General features: G+C 65.5%; 21 protein-coding genes. 9 read left to right on the top strand and 12 right to left on the bottom strand.

The annotated features are described in order from the left end of the window. Positions 1-41: 41 nt before the first annotated feature. The 7 genes from RBB18_RS10980 to RBB18_RS10950 form a co-directional block, all read right to left on the bottom strand. Entirely contained in the window at positions 42-1,388 is a 1,347-nt protein-coding gene (locus RBB18_RS10980) for a S41 family peptidase (RefSeq protein WP_306111411.1), read from the bottom strand. A gap of 8 nt (positions 1,389-1,396) precedes the next feature. Further along, a complete protein-coding gene (locus RBB18_RS10975; RefSeq protein WP_306111410.1) occupies positions 1,397-2,524 on the bottom strand; it encodes a murein hydrolase activator EnvC in 1,128 nt (375 codons plus the stop codon). Continuing rightward, entirely contained in the window at positions 2,521-4,038 is a 1,518-nt protein-coding gene (gene gpmI / locus RBB18_RS10970) for a 2,3-bisphosphoglycerate-independent phosphoglycerate mutase (protein ID WP_306111409.1), read from the bottom strand. The genes RBB18_RS10975 and gpmI overlap by 4 nt, the downstream gene beginning before the upstream one ends. A 155-nt stretch (positions 4,039-4,193) precedes the next feature. Beyond that, positions 4,194-4,664: a 23S rRNA (pseudouridine(1915)-N(3))-methyltransferase RlmH gene (gene rlmH, locus RBB18_RS10965; RefSeq protein ID WP_103763776.1), complete on the bottom strand. Its 471-nt coding sequence runs from the start codon at positions 4,662-4,664 to the stop codon at positions 4,194-4,196. Continuing rightward, the gene (gene rsfS, locus RBB18_RS10960) at positions 4,665-5,036 is read right to left on the bottom strand and encodes a ribosome silencing factor (protein ID WP_245890497.1); all 372 of its coding nucleotides are present in this window, start codon (positions 5,034-5,036) and stop codon (positions 4,665-4,667) included. A 229-nt stretch (positions 5,037-5,265) separates the two neighbouring features. After that, positions 5,266-5,934 (bottom strand): FAD-binding oxidoreductase, encoded by a 669-nt coding sequence (locus RBB18_RS10955; RefSeq protein WP_274593840.1) that lies wholly within the window; start codon positions 5,932-5,934, stop codon positions 5,266-5,268. A 33-nt stretch (positions 5,935-5,967) separates the two neighbouring features. After that, entirely contained in the window at positions 5,968-7,377 is a 1,410-nt protein-coding gene (locus RBB18_RS10950; RefSeq protein WP_103763879.1) for a mechanosensitive ion channel family protein, read from the bottom strand. 181 nt (positions 7,378-7,558) lie between these two features. On the opposite strand from RBB18_RS10950, the gene RBB18_RS10945 reads away from it, so the two are divergent. Both RBB18_RS10945 and RBB18_RS10940 read left to right on the top strand, forming a co-directional pair. Then, positions 7,559-8,485 (top strand): histone deacetylase family protein, encoded by a 927-nt coding sequence (locus RBB18_RS10945; RefSeq protein ID WP_103763773.1) that lies wholly within the window; start codon positions 7,559-7,561, stop codon positions 8,483-8,485. Between the two features lie 135 nt (positions 8,486-8,620). After that, complete coding sequence (locus RBB18_RS10940) at positions 8,621-9,193, top strand: GNAT family N-acetyltransferase (RefSeq protein WP_170067218.1); 573 nt, start codon at positions 8,621-8,623, stop codon at positions 9,191-9,193. Positions 9,194-9,277: 84 nt separating this feature from the next. Here the strand turns inward: RBB18_RS10940 and RBB18_RS10935 are convergent, their stop codons facing one another. After that, complete coding sequence (locus RBB18_RS10935) at positions 9,278-10,207, bottom strand: LysR substrate-binding domain-containing protein (RefSeq protein ID WP_103763771.1); 930 nt, start codon at positions 10,205-10,207, stop codon at positions 9,278-9,280. Between the two features lie 203 nt (positions 10,208-10,410). Between RBB18_RS10935 and RBB18_RS10930 the strand changes: the two genes are divergently transcribed. The 4 genes from RBB18_RS10930 (at position 10,411) to RBB18_RS10915 (ending at position 16,886) form a co-directional block, all read left to right on the top strand. Then, positions 10,411-11,352: an ABC transporter substrate-binding protein gene (locus tag RBB18_RS10930; RefSeq protein ID WP_371931634.1), complete on the top strand. Its 942-nt coding sequence runs from the start codon at positions 10,411-10,413 to the stop codon at positions 11,350-11,352. 91 nt (positions 11,353-11,443) lie between these two features. Then, a complete protein-coding gene (locus RBB18_RS10925; protein WP_306111407.1) occupies positions 11,444-12,481 on the top strand; it encodes a glycine betaine/L-proline ABC transporter ATP-binding protein in 1,038 nt (345 codons plus the stop codon). Next, positions 12,474-14,480: a proline/glycine betaine ABC transporter permease gene (locus RBB18_RS10920; protein WP_274593843.1), complete on the top strand. Its 2,007-nt coding sequence runs from the start codon at positions 12,474-12,476 to the stop codon at positions 14,478-14,480. The genes RBB18_RS10925 and RBB18_RS10920 overlap by 8 nt, the downstream gene beginning before the upstream one ends. A 33-nt stretch (positions 14,481-14,513) precedes the next feature. Then, positions 14,514-16,886: a DUF1989 domain-containing protein gene (locus RBB18_RS10915; RefSeq protein WP_103763767.1), complete on the top strand. Its 2,373-nt coding sequence runs from the start codon at positions 14,514-14,516 to the stop codon at positions 16,884-16,886. A gap of 470 nt (positions 16,887-17,356) precedes the next feature. Here RBB18_RS10915 and RBB18_RS10910 read toward each other — a convergent pair whose 3' ends face one another. After that, positions 17,357-19,018: a DUF6504 family protein gene (locus RBB18_RS10910; protein WP_306111406.1), complete on the bottom strand. Its 1,662-nt coding sequence runs from the start codon at positions 19,016-19,018 to the stop codon at positions 17,357-17,359. Between the two features lie 145 nt (positions 19,019-19,163). On the opposite strand from RBB18_RS10910, the gene RBB18_RS10905 reads away from it, so the two are divergent. Genes RBB18_RS10905 through RBB18_RS10895 form a run of 3 tightly spaced genes read left to right on the top strand, consistent with a single transcriptional unit; the run spans position 19,164 to position 21,131 of the window. Beyond that, the gene (locus RBB18_RS10905) at positions 19,164-19,493 is read left to right on the top strand and encodes a metalloregulator ArsR/SmtB family transcription factor (protein WP_057793175.1); all 330 of its coding nucleotides are present in this window, start codon (positions 19,164-19,166) and stop codon (positions 19,491-19,493) included. Next, positions 19,483-20,475, top strand: coding sequence for a DUF563 domain-containing protein (locus RBB18_RS10900; protein ID WP_306111405.1), 993 nt, complete (start codon positions 19,483-19,485; stop codon positions 20,473-20,475). Before RBB18_RS10905 ends, RBB18_RS10900 begins: the two co-directional genes overlap by 11 nt. A gap of 20 nt (positions 20,476-20,495) precedes the next feature. Next, positions 20,496-21,131, top strand: coding sequence for a hypothetical protein (locus tag RBB18_RS10895; protein ID WP_306111404.1), 636 nt, complete (start codon positions 20,496-20,498; stop codon positions 21,129-21,131). Here the strand turns inward: RBB18_RS10895 and RBB18_RS10890 are convergent, their stop codons facing one another. The 3 genes from RBB18_RS10890 to RBB18_RS10880 all read right to left on the bottom strand — a co-directional run bounded on the left by RBB18_RS10890 (position 21,132) and on the right by RBB18_RS10880 (position 23,308). After that, the gene (locus RBB18_RS10890) at positions 21,132-22,010 is read right to left on the bottom strand and encodes a DMT family transporter (RefSeq protein ID WP_306111403.1); all 879 of its coding nucleotides are present in this window, start codon (positions 22,008-22,010) and stop codon (positions 21,132-21,134) included. It lies immediately after the preceding gene. Further along, on the bottom strand, positions 22,007-22,888 hold the full coding sequence (locus tag RBB18_RS10885; protein ID WP_306111402.1) for a LysR family transcriptional regulator: 882 nt from the start codon (positions 22,886-22,888) through the stop codon (positions 22,007-22,009). The genes RBB18_RS10890 and RBB18_RS10885 overlap by 4 nt, the downstream gene beginning before the upstream one ends. Before the next feature lie 132 nt (positions 22,889-23,020). Then, complete coding sequence (locus RBB18_RS10880; RefSeq protein WP_211286156.1) at positions 23,021-23,308, bottom strand: I78 family peptidase inhibitor; 288 nt, start codon at positions 23,306-23,308, stop codon at positions 23,021-23,023. Positions 23,309-23,509: the final 201 nt, after the last annotated feature.

Here is a 23,509-nt window from a genome sequence, read left to right as displayed (position 1 = left end):
GGAACCATCCCGCCCGTTCATCAAAGTCATGCCCAACCGGCTCACTCGTATTGCGGACCCAGCGCCGTCAGGCCCTTGAGGATGTCGATGGCATAGGCCAGCTGGTAGTCTTCCTCGCGCAGCTTGGCGGCTTCCTCGGCCTTCTCGCGGTCTTCCTCGATCTGGCGGACCTCGTCCTCGCTCAGGCTGTCATTGTCCAGCCGCCCGCGCAAATCGGCCTCGGAGCGGTCGAAGCGGTTGGCCGCGCCATCCTCTTCTTCCTCTTCGGTCTCCTCGGCACGGCGGGGCTGTTCCACCACGATGTCCGGGCTGACGCCGAGCGCTTGGATCGAGCGGCCCGACGGCGTGTAGTACCGCGCCGTGGTCAGGCGCATCGCGCCGTCGCCGCGCAGGGGCATCACGGTCTGAACCGAGCCCTTGCCGAAGCTCTTGGTGCCGACGACGATGGCGCGGCGATGGTCCTGCAGCGCGCCGGCAACGATTTCCGACGCCGAGGCCGAACCGCCGTTGATCAGCACCACGATGGGCTTGCCCTCGGCCAGATCGCCCGGCTTGGCATTGAACCGTTCGCCATCCTCGGGCGCGCGGCCACGGGTGCTGACGATCTCGCCCTTCTCCAGGAACGCGTCCGATACCTGGATCGCCTGGTTCAGCAGGCCGCCGGGGTTGTTGCGCAGGTCCAGAACGATGCCGCTGATATTGTCGATGCCGCCGGCTTCTTCGATCTGTTCGGCCAGCCCGCTTTCGAGATTGCGGAAGGTCTGGTCGTTGAAGGTGGTCACCCGCAGAACGACGCTCTGCTGCTCGGTCCGCACCCGCACGGCGGTCAGCTTGATCGTGTCGCGCACGATGGACACGTCGAACGGTTCCGCCTCGCCTTCGCGGACCACGGTGATGACGATCTCGCTGCCGACCGGGCCGCGCATCATTTCCACGGCTTCGTCCAGGGTCAGGCCCAGCACGCTTTCGCTGTCCACGTGCGTGATGAAATCGCCGGCCTCGATGCCCGCGGTTTCCGCCGGGGTGCCGTCGATGGGTGACACCACCTTCACGAATCCGTCTTCCTGGGTCACCTCGATGCCAAGCCCGCCGAACTCGCCGCGGGTCTGGACGCGCATGTCGGCGGCATCATCGGGGCTGAGGTAGCTGGAATGCGGGTCGAGCGAGGTCAGCATGCCGTTGATGGCCGCCTCGATCAGCTCGCTTTCGTCCACTTCCTCGACATATTGCGAGCGGATGCGCTCGAAAATATCGCCAAAGAGATCAAGCTGTTCGTAGACATTCGTGGTCTTGGCCGCTTCCTGCGCCAGCAGGGGTGCCGCGACTTGCGTCGTCACCACGGCGCCGGTCAGGCTGCCGACGAGGGCGGCGATCAGAAACTTCTTCATCGGGTTGCTCATCCTTCGCTTGTCTGGAACCAGGTCTCCGGATCGACGGGTTCGTTGTCTTCTCGCACTTCTATATAAAGTGTTTGGGTTCGGGACGCACCCGCATCTTTGCCATTCTCGATCAACAGCGCGTTAGTGTCACGCCCGTCGCCGCCCATCATCCCGACAGGGCTGTTTCCCGGTAGAACCTCGCCGATGTCACCGTAGACCACGTCGAGCCCCGCGATGACAAGCAAAAGGCCCGCCTGAGGCTCGAGGATCACCACGTTGCCGTAATCGAGAAGTTCCCCGCGATAGCGCAGTGTGGCGGGCACGGGCGTCGTCACCAGCGCGCGGGGCCGGGTGGCCATGACGATGCCGGGCCGGACGATCCCGGCGGCGTCGGCCTCTCCGGCGCGGCGCAGGATGCGGCCCTCGACCGGCAGGCGCAGGCTGCCCTTGCGCGCGTCGATCCCGGGCAGCGATCCGGCCACTTCGTCCACCGCGATCTGGCTCAGCCCGCTGGCAAACCCCTCCAGCGTTTCGGTCGAGGCCACCAGCAGCGCGGTCCTGACCGGATCCTCGGTAAAGCGGCGGGGCAGGTCGGTGCGGTCGGCAATCGCCTGGCTCAGCGCGGTGCGGGCGTCCTGTGCGCCCTTCAGCCCGTCGCGCAGGGTATCGAGCGCGCTTTCCTGCAGGGTGCGCAGAACGGTGACGTCCTCCAGTTCCGCCCGCAGCGCGGCGGCGCGGGTTTCCAGCGCCGGTGTCACGTCGGATATGATCATGCCGGACCGCGCCGTGCCGATCGGGCCGGAGGGATGCAACAGCAGAACCGGCCCCTCTGACTGCGCCATGCTCTGCAACACGCCCAGCAGGCTGGCGATCTCGTCCTCGCGCGATTGCAGGCGGCGCGTCAGGGTCTCCTCCTGGATGGCGGCGCGGCGCAGGCCCTCGCGCATCGCTTCGAGCCCGTCCTCGTAGGCGCCCACCACCTCGGTCAGCGCCTTCACGCGGTTGGCCGCGCCCTCGGCCGCTTCCATCAAGGCGGCGGCGCGGTTCAGGCGGTCCGACGCGGCCCGCGCCTCGGCGCCGGGGTCCTGTGCCGTGGCGGGCGCGGCGGCGACAAGTGCCAGTGAAAGAAGCGCCGCGCGGATCATTTCAGCAGGCTCTTGCCTGTCATCTCGTCCGGTTGCGGCAGCTCCATCAGCTCCAGCACCGTCGGCGCGAGATCGGCCAGCCGCCCGTCGCGCAGGCGCGCGCCCTCGGGCCCACCCTTGAGGATCACCGGCACCGGATTGGTAGTGTGCGCGGTATGCGGGCCGCCGGTCACCGGGTCCACCATGGTTTCGCAGTTGCCGTGATCGGCGGTGACGATGATGGCGCCGCCCGCATCGTCCAGCGCCTCCAGCACGCGGCCCAGCCCCGCATCGACCGCTTCGCAGGCGCGGATCGCGGCGCCCAGATCGCCGGTGTGGCCAACCATGTCGGGATTGGCGTAGTTCACCACGATGAAATCATACCCTTCGGCAATGGCATCCACCAGGTGATCGGTCACCTCCTCCGCCGACATCTCGGGTTGCAGGTCATATGTGGCCACCTTGGGCGAGGCGGCCATGTACCGCGCCTCGCCGTCCTCGGGCGTCTCGCGCCCGCCGGCCAGGAAGAAGGTGACGTGCGGGTATTTCTCGGTCTCGGCGGTGTGGAACTGTCGCTTGCCATGCTGTGCCAGCCACGCGCTCAGCGTGTTGACCGGCTGCTCGTCGGGAAAGATGGAATCCATGTAGGCGCTGTGGCGGCGCGAATACTCGGTAAAGCCGCTCACGGCCGAAAAGGCCGGGCGCTGGCCGGTCTCGAAATCGTCGAACTCCGGGTCGGCGAAGGCGGCCAGGATCTCGCGCGCCCGGTCGGCGCGGAAGTTCAGGCACAAAAGGCCGTCGCCGTCCTTCATGCCCTGGTAATCGCCCAGCACGCGCGGCTTGATGAACTCGTCGGTACGGCCCTTGGCATAGGCGTCGTCGATGCCGGTTGCGGCGGTCTCGGCGGTGTAGCCTTCGCCACGTGCCAGCGCCTCGTAGGCCAGTTGCACACGGTCCCAGCGATTGTCGCGGTCCATCGCGTAATACCGGCCCGAAACGGTGGCGATGACCGCGCCCATGGGCAGCGCCGCGCGCAGGGCTTCGAGATACACCTTGGCCGAGGTCGGTGCCACGTCGCGCCCGTCGGTAAAGGCGTGAATGGCGACCGGCACGCCGCGCGCGGTCAGCGCGTTGGCGGCGGCGATCATGTGCCCGATATGGCTGTGCACGCCGCCATCCGACAGCACGCCCAGCAGGTGCGCGGTACCGCCCGCGGCCTCGACCTTGTCGGCAAAACGAACGAAGCCGGGCAGCGCACCGAAGGTGCCGGTCTCGATCGCACGGTCGATGCGCCGCAGATCCATCTCGATCACGCGACCGGCCCCGATATTCAGGTGCCCGACCTCGGAATTGCCCATCTGCCCCTCGGGCAGGCCGACATCATGGCCATGCGTGATCAGCGTGGCATTCGGACAGGTTTCCATCAGCTGGTCGAAATGCGGCGTCGCGGCCAGCGCGGGCGCGTTCGCCTCCCGCTCCTCGCTCAGCCCCCAACCGTCGAGAATACACAGAACTACCGGTCTTGGCGCGCTCAATCCTGCCTCCTGAATCCTTGGCCGCTTCTAACCCGTCTGAACCGGGTCGTGAACCGCTTTCTTGTCCGCTTACTCTGGCCGGAAATATCCCGGGGAGTTTGAGGAGCAGCGCCCCTCATCGAACCAACAGAGCGTTGCGCAGCCACTCCGTCGGATCACGCCCGATGATAGGGCGCGCCCGCCAGGATCGAGGCGGCGCGGTAAAGCTGTTCGGACAGCATCACCCGGGCCAGCATGTGTGGCCAGACCATCTTGCCGAAGGAAAGCCTGAACTCCGCCCGGTCCCGCAGCGCGGGCGCGATCCCGTCGGCGCCGCCGATCACGAAGGCCACGTCGCCGCGCCCCGTGTCGCGCCAGCCGGCCAGCTTGTCGGAAAAGTCCGGAGAGGAGAGCAGCTTGCCACGCTCGTCCAGTGCCACGATGACGGCCCCCTTGGGCAAGGCGCGGTCAAGCAATTGCGCCTCGGCGTCCATCCCGCCGCCCTTGCGGTCCTCGACCTCGTGCATCTGCGCCGGGCCAAGCCCAAGGGCGCGCCCGGTCCGGTCGAAGCGGGACATGTAATCATCGAGCAAAGCGCGTTCCGGGCCGGGTTTCATCCGGCCCACCGCGCAGATATGGACACGCATTCAGCTCTTGGCGGCCTGGGTAGCCTCGTGGCCTTGCAGCCACATCTTCTCAAGCTGGTAGAACTCGCGCACTTCGGGGCGGAACACATGGACGATCACGTCGCCCGTGTCGATCAGCACCCAGTCGCCCGCGTCCTTGCCCTCGACCTTGGTCAGCACGCCCATCTCGGATTTCAGCCGCTCCGAAAGCTTTTCGGCAATGGCCGTCACCTGGCGCGAGGACCGGCCCGAGCAGATGATCATGTAATCGCCGATCGCGGATTTGCCGCGAAGGTCGATCTGCACGATCTCTTCGGCCTTGTCTTCTTCGAGAGCGGAAAGGATACGCGCAAGCTGTGCGTCACTGCTTGTCGCCATGTCGGACGCGCTCAAGGCTGCGCCCCGTTCAGCGGCAGGGGCCGCGTCGATTGTAAGAGACAGGACATTGTCCTCCTTCTACTACGCACCGATCCGCCCCGGTGCCGGGCATGGTTCCAAAATAGCAACCCGTCTGTCACAATTCAATGAAGGCTTTCGCCAATCGGCGGCTCTTGTCCGCTGGTGCCTCGAAAAGCGCCGCTATTCCGGCGCGGCCTGTGTCTGACCGCACCGGAAAGACCGCTTACCAGCCGTCCTCGGTATGAATGCGGTCGCCCGGAACGCCCAGTGCCTTCACCGCGTCGCGCATCGCGTCGACATAGCCTTGCGGCCCGCAGATATAGACCTGCCCGGACAGCTTCGCGTGGCGTTCGAGGAACGTCTTGTCGACCTTGCCGTAATGCAGGTCCGGCACGTCTTCCTCGGACAGGACATGATCGACCTTCAGGCCCTGCATCCGCGCCCATTCCTCGCGCAGGATGATGTCGCCCTCGGTCTCGTTGGAAAAGATCAACTGGCAGCCGTCCAGGTCGCCCTCTTTCGCCCGCTTGCGCAGGATCGCGATGAAGGGCGTGACCCCGGCGCCCGCGGCCAGGAACAGGCCCGCACCTTCGTCGGTGATCGCACCAAAGGGACCGTCCAGCGTGACCTCCTCGCCCGGCTTCAGCCCGGGCAACTGCTCGGTCACGCCGTCATGCGACGGATAGCTCTTGATCGTGAACTCCAGGTGTTTGTCCGCGGGCAGCGAGGTGAAGGTGAAAGGACGCCCCTCGTCCTTCCAGCCGTCGCGGCACATCGCCAGTTCGGCGGCCTGCCCGGGCTTGAAATCAAAGCCTTCGGGACGGTCGAACACGTAGCGATGCGTGTCGTGGGTGACGCTCTCCTGTGATTGCAGGGTCAGTGTATGGGCCATGCGAATACTCCTTTTCGCCAGCCAACGCCGCGATCAGGGGCCGTGTTCCTCTGCCGCCCCGCCCTGCGGCGCTTTGCCCGGGTCGCCCCGGTCCAGCGTCCGCGTACCCAGCTCCGAGCCTTCCAGCACGGTGACCTCGCGCTGCGGGAAGGGAATGGAAATGCCGTGTTCCTGGAATGCGTCCCACAGCGCCAGGTAGACATTGCCGCGGATGTTCGTCAGGCCCGCGGTCGGGTCGCTGATCCAGAAGCGCAGGATGTAATCCACGCTGCTGTCGCCGAAGCCCACGATGTGGCAGACCGGCGCCTTGAAGGCCAGCACGCGCTCCACCGCCTTGGCGGCGTCGATGGCCACCTTGCGCACCAGGTGCGGGTCATCGCCATAGGCGGTGCCGAAATAGATATCCAGCCGCACGAATTCGTTGGAATGCGACCAGTTCACCACCTGGCCGGTGATCAGGTCCTCGTTCGGGATGAGGTACTCCTTGCCGTCCCGGGTGGTGATCGAGATATAGCGGGCGCCCAGCGAATTGATCCAGCCGAAGGTCTCGCCCAGGCTGATCACGTCACCCGGCTTGATCGACTTGTCCAGCAGGATGATCACCCCCGACACAAGGTTCGACACCACCTTCTGCAGACCAAAACCAAGACCGACACCGATCGCGCCCGACAGCACCGCGAGGCCGGTCAGGTCCACCCCGACGGCCCGCAGCCCGATGAAGAACGCCGCACCGTAGAGCAGGATCTGGATGACCTTCACCGCCAGCACCTGCATCGACGGCGAGATGTCCTTGTTCGACCGGATGCGCGAAGCCGAGGTGGTCGACACGAACCGCGCCAGGAACATCAGGAGCGCGATCATCGCGATGGCCTGAAGCACCAGCCAGACCGACAGGCGCATCTCGCCCACGTTGACCGCCGCACTGTCCAGAACCTGGATCGTCTCGTCGGTCAGCCCGATGATCGACAGGGTGACCCATGTCCAGGCGGCATAGCGCACCATGCCGCGCAGAAAGGCGTTGCCGATCAGGCGCGTGATGATCGCAATGAACAGCCACGCCGTGGCAAGGCTCGCCATCACGCCGATCAGGTAGGACCGGCTGGGCCAGGTCATCTCCTGCATGACCCAGTAGACCGGCCAGATCAGCAGAACCATGAAGATCAGCCGCAGCCGCCTGTGCATCATCACCAGAAAGCGCATGCGCCACTTGGGCCAGCCTTCGCGCGTGCGCATCCAGTTGTGCAAATGCGGGCCGAAGACACGTGCCAGGATCGTCGCGGCAACCCACAGTCCCAGAATGATGCCGACCTGGTAAAGGCTCCAGGGCCTCAGCAGTCCGACGATGAACAGTTGCGCCTGTTCCCACAGCCCGATGGCGATGGTCTGCGCCTGCTCGATCGCGTCGTTGGCAACGTCCGGCGTCGCCTCGGCGGGCGAGCTCATCCCGGCCTCCTCGCCGGTCGGGGCGCTTGTGGCATCCTCTTCCATAAGCTCAAGTTTACACGCCCGCTGCTTGTGGACAAGTCGCGCTGGACAGTCGGCGCATGGTCTTTAAGTTGTGGCACCTGCGCGGTGGCGACCCTTCGCCGCCGTGACAAGGCATTGCACAGGAGGAGCCGCGCCCATGTCCACCCTACTAGTCACCCACGAGGATGGCCTGAACCACGTTACGCCCGACGGTCATCCTGAACGCGTGGCACGGCTGGAACACCTGTGGCCCGCGCTCGAGGGCAAGGACGTTGTGCGCGCCGAGGCGCCGCTGGCCGAGGACGCCGACCTGACGCTGTGTCATCCGCAGGATTACGTGACGATGATCCGCGAGGCGATCCCGGCGCAGGGGTTCAACCAGCTGGATGGCGACACCTGGCTGTCCCCCGGGTCGTATAACTGCGCGTCGCGGGCCGTGGGCGGCGCGATGCTGGCCGTGGACAAGGTGATGGCGGGCGAGGTCGGCAATGCCTTCGTCGCCATGCGCCCGCCGGGCCACCACGCCGAGACGGCGACGCCAATGGGCTTTTGCCTCTTTGGCACGGTGGCGATTGCCGCCAAACACGCGCTGGAACGGCACGGATTGTCCCGCGTCGCGGTGGTGGATTTCGACGTGCATCACGGCAACGGCTCGCAGGACCTTTTGCGCGGTGAGGCGCGCGCGCTTTTCATCTCATCCCACCAGATGCCGCTCTGGCCCGGCTCGGGCGGGGCGCACGAAACCGGCGATCACAACAACGTGCTGAACGTGCCGCTGGCACCGGGGACGGCCGGGCAGGGGTTCCGGCAGGAATACGAAGGCCAGGTCTTTCCCCGGCTGGAAGAGTTCAAGCCGGAACTGATCCTGATCTCGGCGGGGTTCGATGCCCATGCCGACGACCCGCTGGCCAACCTGAACCTGCGCGAGGACGATTTCGCCTGGGTCACCCGCCGCCTGTGCGAAATAGCGGCGGAGCAGTGCGACGGGCGCGTGGTCTCAAGCCTCGAAGGCGGCTATGACCTGCGCGCGCTGGCCGCCAGCGGGGCGGTGCATCTGGATGAGCTGATCCGCGCCGGTGGCTGAGCGGGACGGCGCCCTGCCGTAACGTAAGTTAACCGTTTCATCGAAAACTCATGGAAAATGCCGCGCTGCGGCATTATCTTGGCGTCAGGGAGGGCACCTCTGCGCGGAATGGCCCGCGCCAAGGAGTCCATGACCATGAATGCCGATATCAATCGTGACAAGATCCTGATAAGACCGGACATTCGCCGCCTCTGGCCGGCGGACAAGGCTGCTTTGCTGGCCCATTTTGCCCGGCTCGACCCGGAAATGCGGCGCCTGCGCTTCGGCGCCAGTGTGACCGAAGACTACGTCACCGACTACGCCGACTCCATCCTGAGCCTCGACAGTGTCGTTCACGGCGCCTTTGTCGATGGGGATCTGCACGGCGTGGGCGAGCTGCGGATGTTGCTGAACAGTTGGCCGGTGCGGGCCGAGATCGCGCTCAGCGTCGACCCCGACTGGCAGCACGAGGGCATTGGCGACGCGCTTTTCGTGCGAATGCTGGCCGCGGCGCAAAACCGGGGCGTGCGCTCACTTTACATGATGTGCCTGCCCGAGAACGAGCGGATGCAGCGCCTGGCCCGCCGGCACGAGGCCACGCTGACCTTCGATATCGGCGAGGTCGAGGCCACGCTCGACCCGCCCTGGCCCACGGCCCTGTCGCTGGCCGAAGAGATGATGGGCGAAACCCGCACCTACCTGCACGCGGTCCTGCGCCCGCCTTTCTGAGAAATGGGTACAGCCCCAGAAAATTCGTACGAATTTTCTGGGGCGCAGATTATTCGCAGAATAATCTGCAAGACGCCCCGTGTTTCACTCCGCCGCGTATCTCTGGCGTGCGGCACTTTCCTGCAGCAGCCAATGCGCCACGATGGCGCTTTCGTTGCGCGGCTCGACCCCCTGCCGTCGCAACAGGTAATAGCCCGAGCGCGTGCGCACATGCTCGCCCCCCATGGGCCGGATCAGGTCGCCTGATTGCAGGTGGTGATCCACCAGATGCCCCCAGCCCAGCGCGACGCCCAGGCCATCCCGCGCCGCCTGGATCGCCAGCGGATAGGTATTGACCGACGCCGACGGGCGCACCGAGTCCGGGTCCGCGCCTTTCCGGTCCAGCCAGGTGCGCCAGTTCAGCCATTCGGTGTGGTTGTTGCTGACCTCGATCAGGTCATGCTGGCGCAGCGCCTCGATACTGTCGATCCGCGCCTGCCCCTGCAGGTAGCCCGGCGCACAGACCGGAAACACCGTCTCGCCGAAAAGCTGCGTCGCCTCGAACCCGGGCCAGTCGCCCTCGCCGCGCAGGATCGCAAGGTCCATGCCCTCGGCCAGGCACTCTTCGTCCACGTCCGATGACGTGAGTGCGATGGTGATGTTGCAATTCGCCTCGTGAAAGGCCCGCAGCCGCGGCATCAGCCACAGCGACGAGACCGAGTTGGTCGCCGCCAGCCGCACCGTGCTTTTCTCGAGGTCCGCGCACATGTCCTCGGACACCCGCACCAGCGTCTTCAGCGCCGGCGTGATCCCCGAAAGCAGCTTGCGCCCCATATCCGTCAGCTGCACCGAGCGGTGCCCCCGCACGAAGAGCGCGCATTGGTAATGCTGCTCCAGCAGCCGGATCTTGCGGCTGATGGCGGTTTCCGAGACGTTCAGTTCCTTGCCCGCCGCGGCAAAGCTTTCCAGGTCCGCCGCCACCTCGAAGGCCAGCAGGTACTCAAGGCGCGGCAACACGGCGCGATTGCGCAGCATCCTTCTCACTCCTCAAACTCGGGACAATGACCCGAGCCTAGCCACGCCCACCTCTCATTGCCAAACATTTTTAGAGGCATGGCACAAAAAGTTTATAATCAGAATTTTGTCGCACCTGCGCGATACTTCCCACTCCAACAAAGGGCCGGCACTCAGAATCAGGCCCATGCAACCGACTGGGAGTTAACATGAAAATCCATTCAATGATGTCCGTGGCAGCCGTCGCGCTGGCCTCCGCATCGGCCGGTTTCGCCGCCGAGGACAGTTCCGAACCGATCGTCATCCCGATTCACAACTGGTCCAGCCAGATCGTGATGAGCCACGTCGTGGGCCAGATCTACGAGGAAATGGGCAACAACGTCGAATTCGTCACCACCGACAGCCAAGCCGTGTACGAATCGGTCCGCCTGGGCGACGTGACGCTGGAACTGGAAGTCTGGGAAGGTGCCTTCGGCGCGTCCTTCCGCGAGGCGCTGGAAAAGGGCGGCCTGCATGACGCGGGCGATCACGACGCCGTCACGCGCGAGGATTGGTGGTACCCGATGTGGACCAAGGACGCCTGCCCGGGCCTGCCCGACTGGAAGGCGCTGAACGACTGTGCCGAGCTGTTCGCCACGCCCGAAACCGGCGACAAGGGCCTGTTCCTCGACGGTCCGGTCGACTGGCTCAAGCACGGCAAGGAACGGGCCGAGGCGCTGGACCTGAACTATGTCGTGAAAAACGCGGGCTCCGCCGCGGCGCTCTGGGCGCATATCGCCTCCGCCGAGGAAGACAAGACACCGATCCTGGTCTTCAACTGGACCCCCAACTTTGCCGAGGCCGTCTGGCCCGGTGAATTCGTCGAGTTCCCGGCCTGGGAAGACGGCTGCGACACTGATCCTTCGGTTGGCCCGAATCCCGACGCGCTTTACGACTGCGGCAACCCCGCCGACGGCTACCTGAAAAAGGCCGCGTGGGACGGCATGGAGGAAAAATGGCCCAATGCCTACGAGGTGCTGACCAAGATCTCCTTTACCAACGCGCAGATCGCCGAAATGGCCAAGCTGGTGGATGTCGAGGATTACGAGCCCGAGGAAGCCGCCGAGATCTGGCTGGAAGACAACGAGGACGTCTGGAAGGGCTGGCTGCCCGGCGGCGACACCTGATCTCTTCGCCTTTCCCTGTCCGGTGACGCACCGGGCAGGGCCTTGCCGGCGGCTCGTACCGCCGGCGTTTCATCAAGGACCTGCGCCCCTCATGACCTCGGACAGCCCCGTCATTTCCTGCCGCAACGCGTGGAAGCTTTTCGGCCCCAACCCGCGCCAATACCTCAAATCCATGCCCGCCGGGCACAGTTACGAGGATATCCGCGCCGATGGTTATATCGCCGGGGTCAAGGATGTGTCGGTCGAGGTCGCCAAGGGCGAGATGCTGGTCATCATGGGGCTTTCCGGCTCCGGCAAGTCCACGCTGGTGCGCTGTTTTTCGCGCCTGCACGACATCACCGGCGGCACGATCGAGGTCGAGGGCCAGGACATCATGGCCCTGCCCGAGAAAGAGCTGATCGAGTTGCGCCGCTCCAAGATGGGGATGGTGTTTCAGTCCTTCGGCCTGTTGCCGCACCGCACGGTTCTGGAAAACGTGGCGTTCCCGCTGGAAATGCGCGGGCAGGACCGGCACGCGCGCCGCGAACGCGCTTTGGAGGTTATCAAGCTGGTGGGGCTTGAAGGACGCGAGGAATATTTCCCGCGCGAATTGTCCGGCGGCCAGCAACAGCGCGTCGGCATCGCCCGCAGCCTCGCCATCGAGCCCGATATCTGGTTTCTCGACGAGCCGTTCTCGGCCCTCGACCCGCTGATCCGGCGCGAGATGCAGGACGAGTTCCTGCGCCTTCAGGCGATGCTGGGCAAGACCATCGTTTTCATTACCCACGATTTCGACGAGGCGCTGCGCCTGGCCGACCGTATCGCCATCATGAAGGACGGCGCGATCGAGCAATGCGACACGCCCGACCAGATCGTGCTGGACCCGCAGACCGAATATGTCCGCAAGTTCACCGAGGATATCGACAAGGCGCATGTCGTTCATGCCAGCGTTCTGGCCAAACCCGTCAACGGACACGCCGTCGAAGGTGACGCAATCGACGGCGACCGCACCATTCACCAGATCGCGCGCCAGCTTGTCAGCGACCCGCGCGAGCATCTGCCGGTGGCGGGCAAGGACGGCGAGGTGATGGGCGTGATGGCCCGGCAAGAGGCGCTGGAGGTGCTTCTGGGGGACAGCGCCAATGGCTGATGTCGCCACGAACGCCACCCGCACCTCCCTGTCGATGCGCCAGCCCGGGGCCACCCGCGACCCCGTGCTGGTGGCGCTTTTACTGGCCGCGATCTTGCTGTGCGCGGCCAAGCCCATCCTGCCGGATTTCCTCGTCCGCCTGCCCGAGGCGTGGATCCCGCCGCTGGCGCAGTGGCTCGATGCGTTCTTCGACTTCATCACCGGCGACATGCAGGAAGGGCGCTTTGGCCTGATCTACATCACCCGCTGGTTCGCCGAAGGCCCGCTGGATTTCCTGCTGGGCGTCACCGCCAACCTGCTGGAAGGCAAGTACCGCTGGCCCTACATGGCCGACCCCATCCCCTGGGCCGCCGTGGCGGGGCTGGCCGCCGTGATCGGCTATTACCTCGGCGGCTGGAAACTGTCGCTCCTGGCCGGTGGCACCTTTGTCTGGACCGCCTTCATGGGTCAGTGGGAACTGACGATGCAGACGCTTTCCGTGCTGCTGGTCGCGGCCCCCCTGGGCTTTTTCGTGGGCCTCGTCATCGGTATCGCGGCTTGGAAATACAAGTGGTTCGACAACGCGATCAAGCCGCTGCTGGCCGTCATGCAGACGCTGCCCTTCTACACCTACCTTCTGCCTGCCGTGATCTTCTTCAAGGTCGGCCCCACCGCGGGGGCCATTGCCACCACGATCTATGCCACCCCGCCGATGATCCTGATGACGACCGTGGGTCTGAAAAAGGTCTCGCCCGAAATCGTCGAGGCCGGCAAGATGTCGGGCGCCTCGCGCTGGCAGATGCTGACCAAGGTGTTCATCCCCTCGGCCCGTACCGAAATCCTCGTCGGCGTGAACCAGGTCATCATGCTCTGCCTCGCCATGGTCGTTCTGACGGCCTTCATCGGGATGCCGGGGCTTGGCGGCAAGCTGCTGGCGATGATGAACAGCCTGAAACTGGGCCGCTCCTTCGAGATCGGGATCACCATCGTGCTCGTCGCGATCACCCTCGACCGACTGTCAAAGGCGTGGGTGCGCAAGCTGCCCGAGCATCACCCCAAGGACACGCCGTTCTACATTCGCTACAAGTACACCGTCCTGTCCGTGGTGGTCTTCGCCGGGCTGTACCTTCTGGCGCAACCGATCGAGATCCTGAACGAGGTCGGCCGCCGCCAATCGCTGTCCATGGGGCGCGAGATCGACGGCGTGTTCGAGACCTTCCTCAACCTCGATTCCGTCGAGGCGATCACCGGCACCATCCGCTATGTGCTGAACGTCTGGGTCCTGATCCCCTTCCGCGACGCGCTTCTGTGGATTCCAACCTCGGCCTTCATCCTGCTGGTGGTGGCCTTCGCCTACGGCGTGGGCGGCAAGAAACCGGCGATCTACGCCGCGATCTTCTTCTCCATCGTCGCCTTCTCCGGCTGGTGGGACCGGTCGGTCATCACGCTCTACTCGGTGCTGTCGGCCATGGCGATCTCGATGATGATCGGCATTCCCATCGGCATCCTCGCCGCGCGGTCCGAAAAATGGTCAGAACGGATGCTGCTGGCCTGCGACACCGCGCAGACATTCCCAAGCTTCATCTACCTTCTGCCCGCGATCATGCTCTTCGGGATCACCGACACCACCGTGGTGCTGTCCATCGTGATCTTCACCATGGTCCCGCTCACCCGCTACACCATCGAGGGGCTGCGCAGCGTGCCCCCCGAACTGACCGAGGCCGCCGACATGGCCGGCTGCTCGCGCTGGCAGAAACTGACCTCGGTGCAATTGCCGCTGGCCATGCCCACCATGGCCGTCGGCTTCAACCAGGGCATCATGTTCGCCTTCTTCATGGTCATCATCGCGGCCTTCATCGGCACGCAGGACCTTGGGCAGGAGCTTCAGCGCACGCTGGCGGGCACGGACCTGGGGAAAAACTTCGTCCTCGGGATCAATGTCTCGCTCATGGCGTTGACCTTCGACATGGCGATCCTCAGCTGGGCCAACCGCCGCAAGAAGGCGCTGGGCCTCGATTGATGCCATAAATCACGAGTGATAAGGGGCGCACCCATGACCGTTAAACCTGTTTTCGAAACCCCCTATGAACGCGCCGGCGTCATCACGCCCGGCCTGCCCATCCTGCCCCACGGAACGGAACGACACCCCATCCCCGGCGGCGGATCGCGCGCCGTGCCGATCTATCGCGGAGACGAGGTGTCGGTGCTGGATTTCCAGGGGCTGCAACCGGGCGAGATGGTCTTCTTTACCCCCGACGGCAAGTCCGACCCCGGCCGCCTCGGCGCTTCCAGCCACGGCCGCCCGGACGGCGTTCTGTCGGTCCTGGACAATGGCTCGGTCTCGGGCCGCCGCGTGGCCTCGGCGCTCGACCGCGCCGGGTTCAAGCTGGGCGACGCGCAGTGCATCAAGGTGTTCTCCGAAGGCTCCCGCGCCGGTGAGATGGCGACATTCCAGGCCGACAGCGACGGGTTACTGATCGTCGCCGCCCCCGGCGGCCCGATGGACCCGGGCACGCAGGCCCCGCCCACCGACCTTATCCTCTATATCCGCCGCGCCGATCCCGGCGTCGCCAAGGGCGGACACATGCCGCCCGACCCGCTGGCCGACCCGATCCACGACATCAACATCCAGCCGGGCGAGGCGAAATCCTATCACGTGCAGAAGGGCCAGTTCATCCAGGTCCTCGACGTGCAAGGCCGCGAATGCTCGGACTTCCAGGCGTTCTCGCTGCGCTCGCTCGACAAGGGCCTCGACCGCGAGATCGACCCGACCACGACCCGCACCCTGATGGGCTCGCTCTACCCCCAGCCGGGTATCTTCGCGAAATACTGGAACGTCGACCAGGAACCGCTGGTCGAGATCGTGCAGGACACCTGCGGGCGGCACGATACGTTCGGCCTCGCCTGCACCGCGCGGTATTACGAGGAACTGGGTTATCCCGGTCACGTCAACTGTTCCGAGAACATGAACAAGGATCTCGAACAATACGGCGTGCGCCCCCGCGCCGGCTGGCCCGCGATCAACTTCTTCTTCAACACCATGCTGGACGAGACCAACACGCTGGGCATGGACGACCCGTGGTCGCGCCCGGGCGATTACGTGCTTTTGCGCGCGCTGACCGATCTGGTCTGCATTTCCACCGCCTGTCCCTGCGACGTGGACGAGGCGAACGGCTGGAACCCCACCGATATCCAGGTCCGCACCTATGGTGAGACCAACAGCTTCAGCCGCTCAATCGGCTACAGAAAATCAGCGGAGGCGCCTTTGGAACACACCAAGGAAACCGGGTTCCACAACTGCTTTGCCAAGCACACGCGGGACTTTGTCGAGTATAACGGGTACTGGCTGCCGAACAGCTTCCCGTCGGTTGGCACGATCGGCGAATACTGGGCCTGCCGCGAGAAGGCGGCGATCATGGACCTGTCGCCCCTGCGCAAGTACGAGGTCACAGGCCCCGACGCCGAGGAACTGATGCAGTATTGCGTCACCCGCAACGTCAAGAAGCTGGCCGTGGGGCAACTGGTCTATACCGCCATCTGCTATGAACACGGCGGCATGATCGACGACGGCACGCTGTTTCGCATGGGCGAGAATGCCTTCCGCTGGATCGGCGGCAACGACACGTCGGGTCTGTGGATCCGTGAACAGGCCGAGAAACTGGGCCTGAACGCCTGGGTCCGCAATTCCACCGATCAGCTGCATAACGTGGCCGTGCAGGGGCCTCTGTCGCGGGATATCCTGAAACAGATCATCTGGACCGCGCCCGCGAATCCGACGTTGGAGGAATTGGGCATGTTCCGCTTCACCCCCGCGCGCCTGAACGATTTCGACGGCACGGCGATCGTGGTGGGCCGGGCGGGGTATTCCGGCGAGTTGGGCTACGAGATCTTTTGCCACCCCAAGGACGCCGAAGAGGTGTTCGACACGATCTGGACCGTCGGCGAGCCGATGGGACTGAAGCCGCTTGGCCTCGCCGCGCTCGACATGATCCGGATCGAGGCGGGGCTGATCTTTGCGGGCAGTGAGTTCGACGACCAGACCGACCCGTTCGAGGCCGGCATCGGTTTCGCGGTGCCGCTCAAGTCCAAGAACGACGATTTCATCGGGCGCGCCGCACTGGAAGAACGCAAGGCCCACCCGCATCGCAAGATGGTCGGGCTGGAACTGGAAGGCGGCCGTGTCGCCAGCCCCGGCGATTGCGTTCGCATCGGCAAGGCGCAGGTGGGCGAGGTGACCTCCGCCGTCAAATCCCCCATCCTCGGCAAGAACATCGCGCTGGCTCGCGTGGACGTCACCCATGCCGAGCCGGGCACCGATATCGAGGTGGGCCAGCTCGATGGCTTGCAGAAACGCCTGAAGGCCAAGGTCGTGCCCTACCCGCATTTCGATCCCACCAAGGAACGGGTGAAGGGCAACTACGGCTGAACCCGTTTCCGTCATCCTTGGGCCTGACCCGAGAGATCCCGGATCAAGTCCGGGATGACGGCTTGTCTCTCGTCTCGCGCGGTACAAAGGCGCGGCCCTGCCGCGCCGCCGCGCGACCGTCAGACCGCCCCCCGGTCTGGCGGTTGGCTGACGTCGGCTCTTCGATTTGAACACCAACGGACTTGGCTGCCATAAAGCGCCCTGAACATCCGTCAGTCCGCCAGCCCGCGGTCTGACGGTCGCCCGGCCATGCCAGGAAATATCCCGGCCTGCGCCCACCCCGTCCCGGGCTCGACCCGGTCCCTCCTCCCCATCCGCGATCCCGCGTAGGGTGGGTGAAAACCCACGCGCCCCGAACGCCCGGTTAATTCCGGCCCCCGGGGCACCGCACCGTCGCGATACCACCCGGATACCGACGCGATACCGACATCGGATTTCCCACGATCCACCCCGTTAACCTTTTGATTCGCCTACGCAAACCGCCCCTGGCAGAACCATCCCGATGACATCGTCCCACCATGGGCATAATACAGCCACAACCGCTCCCCCCGGCCGGTGACCACCTGCCAGTAATCCCGCACGCCAGACCGCCAGTTCGGATCGTCCAGCCACCATTCGGGCGCGATCCGCTCCGGGCCCTTCGCCTCGGCCAGGTCATGCGCCCGCCCGCGCCATCGGAAGGTGGCGGGCAGGTGTGGCTCGTCCGGGGCGTTCACCGGCTCGGGGCCCCAGATCAGCAAGGGGCGCGGCGTGGCGGGCCGGGGCCACTCCGCTGCCGGCTCGGACCATGCGGCGGCCAGGATTTGTGACGTTTTTTCAGGGATATGGCTGCTTGCCGGATGCAGGCGGGTGATCGCCTCCAGCCCGATCCGCCCGCCGATCCGACCGATCAGATCCTCCACGCCCGTATCCCGCGCCAGCCGGTCTCGGGCGGCGACGGTGGCATCCAGGTGACCCGCGGCGGTGCGGTGCTGTATGGGCTCGCTCACGGCCGCGATCAGGCGCAACGTGTCGATGCCAAAGCCTGCGTCGATCTCATCCAGGCGCATGGCCAGCAGGGGGCGGATGCGGTCGGGCTCGTCCGTCGCCCGCGCCAGCCCCGCCTCGATCCAGCCCATGGTGCCATCGGCCCGCCACGCCTCCAGCCGGACCTTGCGCACGCCTTCTCCCTGGTCCGCCAGAAGCTGGCACAGCCGCGGCACCAGCCGGTCCAGCCCGGCCTGCAAATCGTCAATCAAACCAATGGGTTCTGGCAGGGTCAGCCGTGTCGCCAGCCGCGGCTTCACCCGCGCGGGCGACACCGGCTCGGGCGCCGCGCCGATCGCCTGATCCATCCGCAAGAGCAGCCCCCGGCCAAAGCGCCGCGCCAGCGGCCCGCGCGGCTGATTCAGCAGGTCACCGATCTTGCGCAGGCCCAGCCGGTTCAGGGCGGCGACTTGCTCTTCTTCCAGCCGCAGGGCGGCGATGGGCAGGGGGGAGAGGAAGGTGCGCGCTTTTCCCGGTGGCGCGATGGAAAACGGCCTTTGATTCGAACGGCTTACGCCCGCCACCGGCGCTGCGCCGCCCTTTTCCCAATGCCGCCGCTTTGCCGCGCGGGAGCGGGTCGCGCGGGCCTCCTGGTCGATGGCGTCGCCGCTGCGATGCGCGCCCGGCACGGCCCCGGCATAGCGCGCCAGCGCCCAGGCCGCGCCCACGGTTCCGGCCAGCCCGCAGCGCGTGGTCAGCCCGAAAATCGCCGCCTCCTCAATGACCTGCCGCGCCATCGCCTCTTCCCCGCCAAAGAGGTGGGCACAGCCCGTGATGTCCAGCAGCAGCGCATCGGGCGGCTGCGTCGCCACCCACGGGCTCAGCCGTTCGGCCCACCGCCCGAGGCTGGCCAAGAACGCCGCCTCCTGATGCGGGTTCTGCAGCTTGGTGACCAGCGTCGCACACATCGCATGAGCATCGCGCAAGGGCTGGCCCCCCCGCAGCCCCGCCGCCTCGGCCGCCTCGGACAGCGAGCACAGCACCTGCATCTGCCCGGTGTCGCGCACCACGGCAAAAGGCACGTCCGCATCCAGCCCGGTCCGCCGCAGCAGCCGTTCGGCCCCCAGCCGGGGGAACCAGACAGAAAGGATACGCCGTTCGGGCATGGCAGCGGGACCGGGGCAGCAGCGGGCAGATGTTCTTGATATGTTCCAAATTAGGGCGTGCCGCGACCGGAGTCGAGTCCGCAATGCCCGGGAAAGGGCCAAGAGAGTTGACGCGGCCAGCCCGGCAAGGCTTAAACGGTGCACCATGGCCCAATCGCTCGACACCGTATTTGCCGCACTGGCCGACCCGACCCGCCGCAGGATCCTGTCGATGCTGCTCGAGGATGACATGGCCGTCACGGACGTGGCCGAGCCGTTCGAGATGTCGCTGGCGGCCGTGTCGAAGCACCTTGGCATCCTGACGCGCGCGGGCCTGATCAGCCAGGAACGGCGGGGCCGGGTCGTGTGGTGCAAGCTGGAGCCCGATGCCCTGCGCGATGCCAGCATCTGGATGCAGAGTTTCGGCCAGTTCGAGGCGGTGCACCTGGATGCGTTCGAGCAGTTCCTGGCGAAAGAGTTTCGCGATGATGGATGACGCGGCGTCCGGTGCGGGGCTGGATCCGCGCATTTTGCCGGAGCCGCGTATCGAGACGGTGGAGCAGGCGCTGGTGGCGCCGATGCCGGAGGGGCGGGAGTTGGCCTGCGGGGTGTTTCGCGCTGACCGGAGCTTCGTGGAGCAGTCGCGGACGCTTTATTCCTCCAATCGTTTCACCGCGCAGCCGGATTTTCCGGAGGCGGCGGAGAGCCTGCCGGGGCGGCACCTGTTCATCGGCATCGGGCGGCATCATTTCGGGCATTTCCTGTTGGAATGCATCTCGCGGCTGTGGCCGCTGTCGGATGGCGGCTATGACGGGCTGGTCCTGATCCCGATGCATGGCATTGATTTCGGGGCAGTGTTCCAGCGGCGACTGAAAGCGTTCGTGGACCTTCTGAGCGATGGCCTGCCGGTGCATTTCGTGCAGTCACCTGTGCGGATCGAGGAACTGGACGTGCCGACGCAGGGCATGGGACACCGCGACTGGATTTCCGGCACACCGGAGTTTCGCCGGTTCATTCGCGGACGGCTTCAGGCCGTGGTGACACCGGAGGGGGATGAGAAGATCTACCTGTCGCGGTCGCTGCTGAAACGCGCGGGCCAGATGGTGGACCAGGAAGAGCGGATCGAGCGGCTGATGCGCAAGGCGGGTTACACGATCCTGCATCCGCAGCGCCACAGCCTGCCGGAGCAATGCGCCCGCTATGCCGCCGCGCGGCAGATTGTGGGGCCCGATGGTTCGGCGTTTCACCTGGCGCCTTTCGTGATGCGGCCCGGCACAAAGGTGGGCCTGATCCAGCGGCGTTGGCGGCAGGGGGCGTTCGATGCGCTGGTCAACCAGATCGACGCGTTCTGTGATGTGGACCTTGTGAAAATGAACCCGTTGTTGCGCCCCGACGACGGACAGGTGTCAGAGGACGTTCCGCCGCCCTTGGATTATCGGCGCCTTGTGCGGAAACTGGAGGCGGGCGGGTTTCTCTGACCAAACGGAGGAGTAGCGCCATGAAGACATCTGCCCTGACCTTGATACTGGCCATTTGGGCCGCGCCTGGGCTGGCCCAGAACGCTTGTGTCGCGCCGCCGCCTGTAGGCGACCCCTGCATGATCGGACATTGGGTTGGTGAGAACACGGCGCCTGCGCGCATCCGGGACGCGTTGCAGGGGATGGTGCCTGACCGCGTGATCCGTGAAATCGCGGCGGGCGCGTCGCCCGCGTTGGGGATCTCGATCTACGAGGACGGGTTCTATCACACGCTGCCTTTTCACCATGCCACGGAGTTCACCGATACCTTTGTCGAGACCGGCGATGTCGTGGACGTGCGGCTTGACCTTGCCGCGCCGACACAGGTGGGGTTCATCAATGGCGAGGCCGGACGGATCACGTTCTGCGACGCAGGCTCCGCCCCCGCGCTGTTTTCGATGACGGCCAATGGGGATGGCATGACCGCACCGGTGATGGGCGGGGCTGGGTACGAGCCGACAATCACCTATGCTTGCGCCGGCAACACGATGACGATGGATGTGCAACTGCCGGCGCCGATCGGCACGGTGGAGTATTTCCTGCGCAGTGTTCCCGAGGATTCGCTCGGCGAAGAATTCCGGCGGCTCTACGAGGCGGCGCGAGACCTGGCGGAGTAGCTATTCGTCCTTCAACAGCAGCACCAGCGCCACAATGGTCAGCCCGACGCCCACAAGGATCAGGGGCGGGGGCAGGCCGTGGCCAAGTGCGGCCTGCCAGCAGATCACCCATGTGGGCGTGAGGTAGGTGTAGGCCATGACCTTGGCGCTGGGCAGGCGCAGCGAGGCGTATTGCAGCAGGACAAAGGTGATCGCCGTCGCCGCGACGGCGGTATAGATGATGGTGATCCATACGATGGCGGGCAGGCCGGGCCAGTCGGTGCTGCGCATGTCGGACCAGCCCGCCAGCGCGATCAGACCGGCGGCGGCGACCATGGCGCCGAAGGAAAAGACGATGGGCCGCTCTCCCCGGTTCAGCTTGCGCACCAGCGGGGTATAAAACGCGTGCGCGATGCAGCCGAAGAAGAAGATCACCTCGCCCCGGCCCATTTCGAACCGCAAGAGCGCCTGCAGGTCAGCGTCGAAGATCACCCAGAGCGCGCCCGCCGCGCCGATGGCCAGCGCCACGCCCATGCGCGGGGTCATCACCTGCCGCAGAAGGATATAGCCGAAAAGCCCGGACATGATGGGTGTCAGGGTAAAGACCGCCGCCGCGCTGACCGGGGCGGCGGTTTTCAGCGCCTCGAACATCATCACGAAGTAAAGCCCCATCGACCCGCCCAGCAGCAGATAGCGCCAGGGCGCCTGCCACGTGGTGCGCGGAATGCCGACGGTGGCCCAGGCCGCGCTGCCCAGAAGGACCGAGGCGAGGATGAACCGCACGGCGTTGAGCGCGGTGGGCGCGATATGCGGGGCCGCCATGGAGCCAAGGGCGAAGGACCCGGCGATCAGCCCGGAGAAGGCCAGCATCGCGGCATGGCCGCGCAGCCGGTCGGTCATTCGACCTCCCACGCCTTGGCGCGATCCTTGAGGAACCGCAGGAAGGCCTGAACCTTGGTCGTGCGGTGCAGGTCCATGTGTGTGACCAGCCAGATCGGCGCGGACCATTCGTCGCGCGCGGGCATGACCTCGGTCAGGTTACCGAGCTGGTTGGCGAGAACCTTGCTGAGAAACCCGATACCCGCGCCCTCGGTGATCGCGCGGCGTTGGGCGTGCACGTCCTGGCTGCGGAAGATGATGCGCTCGTCGGGCGCTGTCTGCCGCAGCCACTGGTTGAAGGGCGCGCGGTTCTTTGGATCGTCGGCGCTGACGAACCAGTGCTGGTCGAACTCGTCCTCGGAGGCGGGCAGGCCGTGCTTGTCGACATAGGATTGCGCGGCGTAGAGCGTGTGGGCCTGCTTGTAGAAGGGTTGGACCACGTTGTCCGGCTGATCGGGGGCGCGGCCCGCGCGGATGGCGACATGCGCCTCGCCGTATTCAAGGCGAAACAGGCGGTCGCCAGTCAGGTAGCGCAGGATGATGTCGGGGTATTCCTTCCGGAATTCCGTCAGCACCGGTACCAAAAGGTGGCTGAACCCGCCTAGCGAGGTGATGACGAGCTCCCCGGACACATCGTTGCCGCGGCCCTTGATCCGGCCTGCAAGCTGGCTGAACTGGTCGTCGGTGGCCTGGGCCACGCGCAGCAGGTCCTCGCCGGCCTCGGTGGTGGAATAGCCGCGGGCGTGGCGCTGGAAGAGCTTGACGCCCAGCCGCTCCTCGAGCGCGTCGATATGGCGGATGACGGTGGCGTGGTGAACAGCCAGCGCTTCGGCGGCGCCGCTGACCGTTCCCACGCGCGCCACGTGAAAGGCTGTGCGGACTTCATCCCAGCTGTCCATGAGGGGCCTCGCTTATCTGTGCGAAATCAAACATTACTAACAACGCAGTATCAACTGCGTTGAAATAAGCGCAAGACAAGAATTGCCCTCGGGCCGGGACGCCTGGGTGGGATCAGGCGTCAGGACGCGGCCTTAGCCGCACCAGAAGCGCACGATGTTGTCGCTGCTGTCCAAGTCGACGTTCAGGCGCTTGGGATTGTATTCCATCGTGACGATGCCGCCGGGCGGTATGATGCGCACGGGCTGGTCCAGCGCGGACTGGTCGAAAGCCGCGATCGGCTGGCCCACAAGGTCGGCGTGGTTGGCGGCCTTGCAGATGTCGGGGCCTTCCTCTTCGGCGCGCGAGGGCACGCCGTTATCCGTCACGGCCGGCCCGCAGGCCGCCACGGTTGCCAGTGTCGCTATTGCCCACCACCGCATCATCAAGTCTCCTTCGCGCGTTCCAAGGCAGCATTGGCCAAAGCATGCCGGCTGTGCAACCCTTAACGCCGACAGATTTGAAAACCGTTGTGTTCTCTTGGGTTGACCGCATCGCACAGAAATCTGTGCAGGGCTGCACCTTGCATTGCCGGCGCTGTCGGTTAGCTGTTCTCATGAACAAAGGACAAAGCGAGAGCCGTA

Origin of the sequence: Roseovarius sp. MMSF_3298 (assembly GCF_030733705.1) — a bacterium.
Taxonomy (GTDB): Bacteria; Pseudomonadota; Alphaproteobacteria; order Rhodobacterales; family Rhodobacteraceae; genus Roseovarius; species Roseovarius confluentis.
Note: the sequence above shows the minus strand (reverse complement) of the source record. Positions and strands in the feature narration are given on the sequence as shown.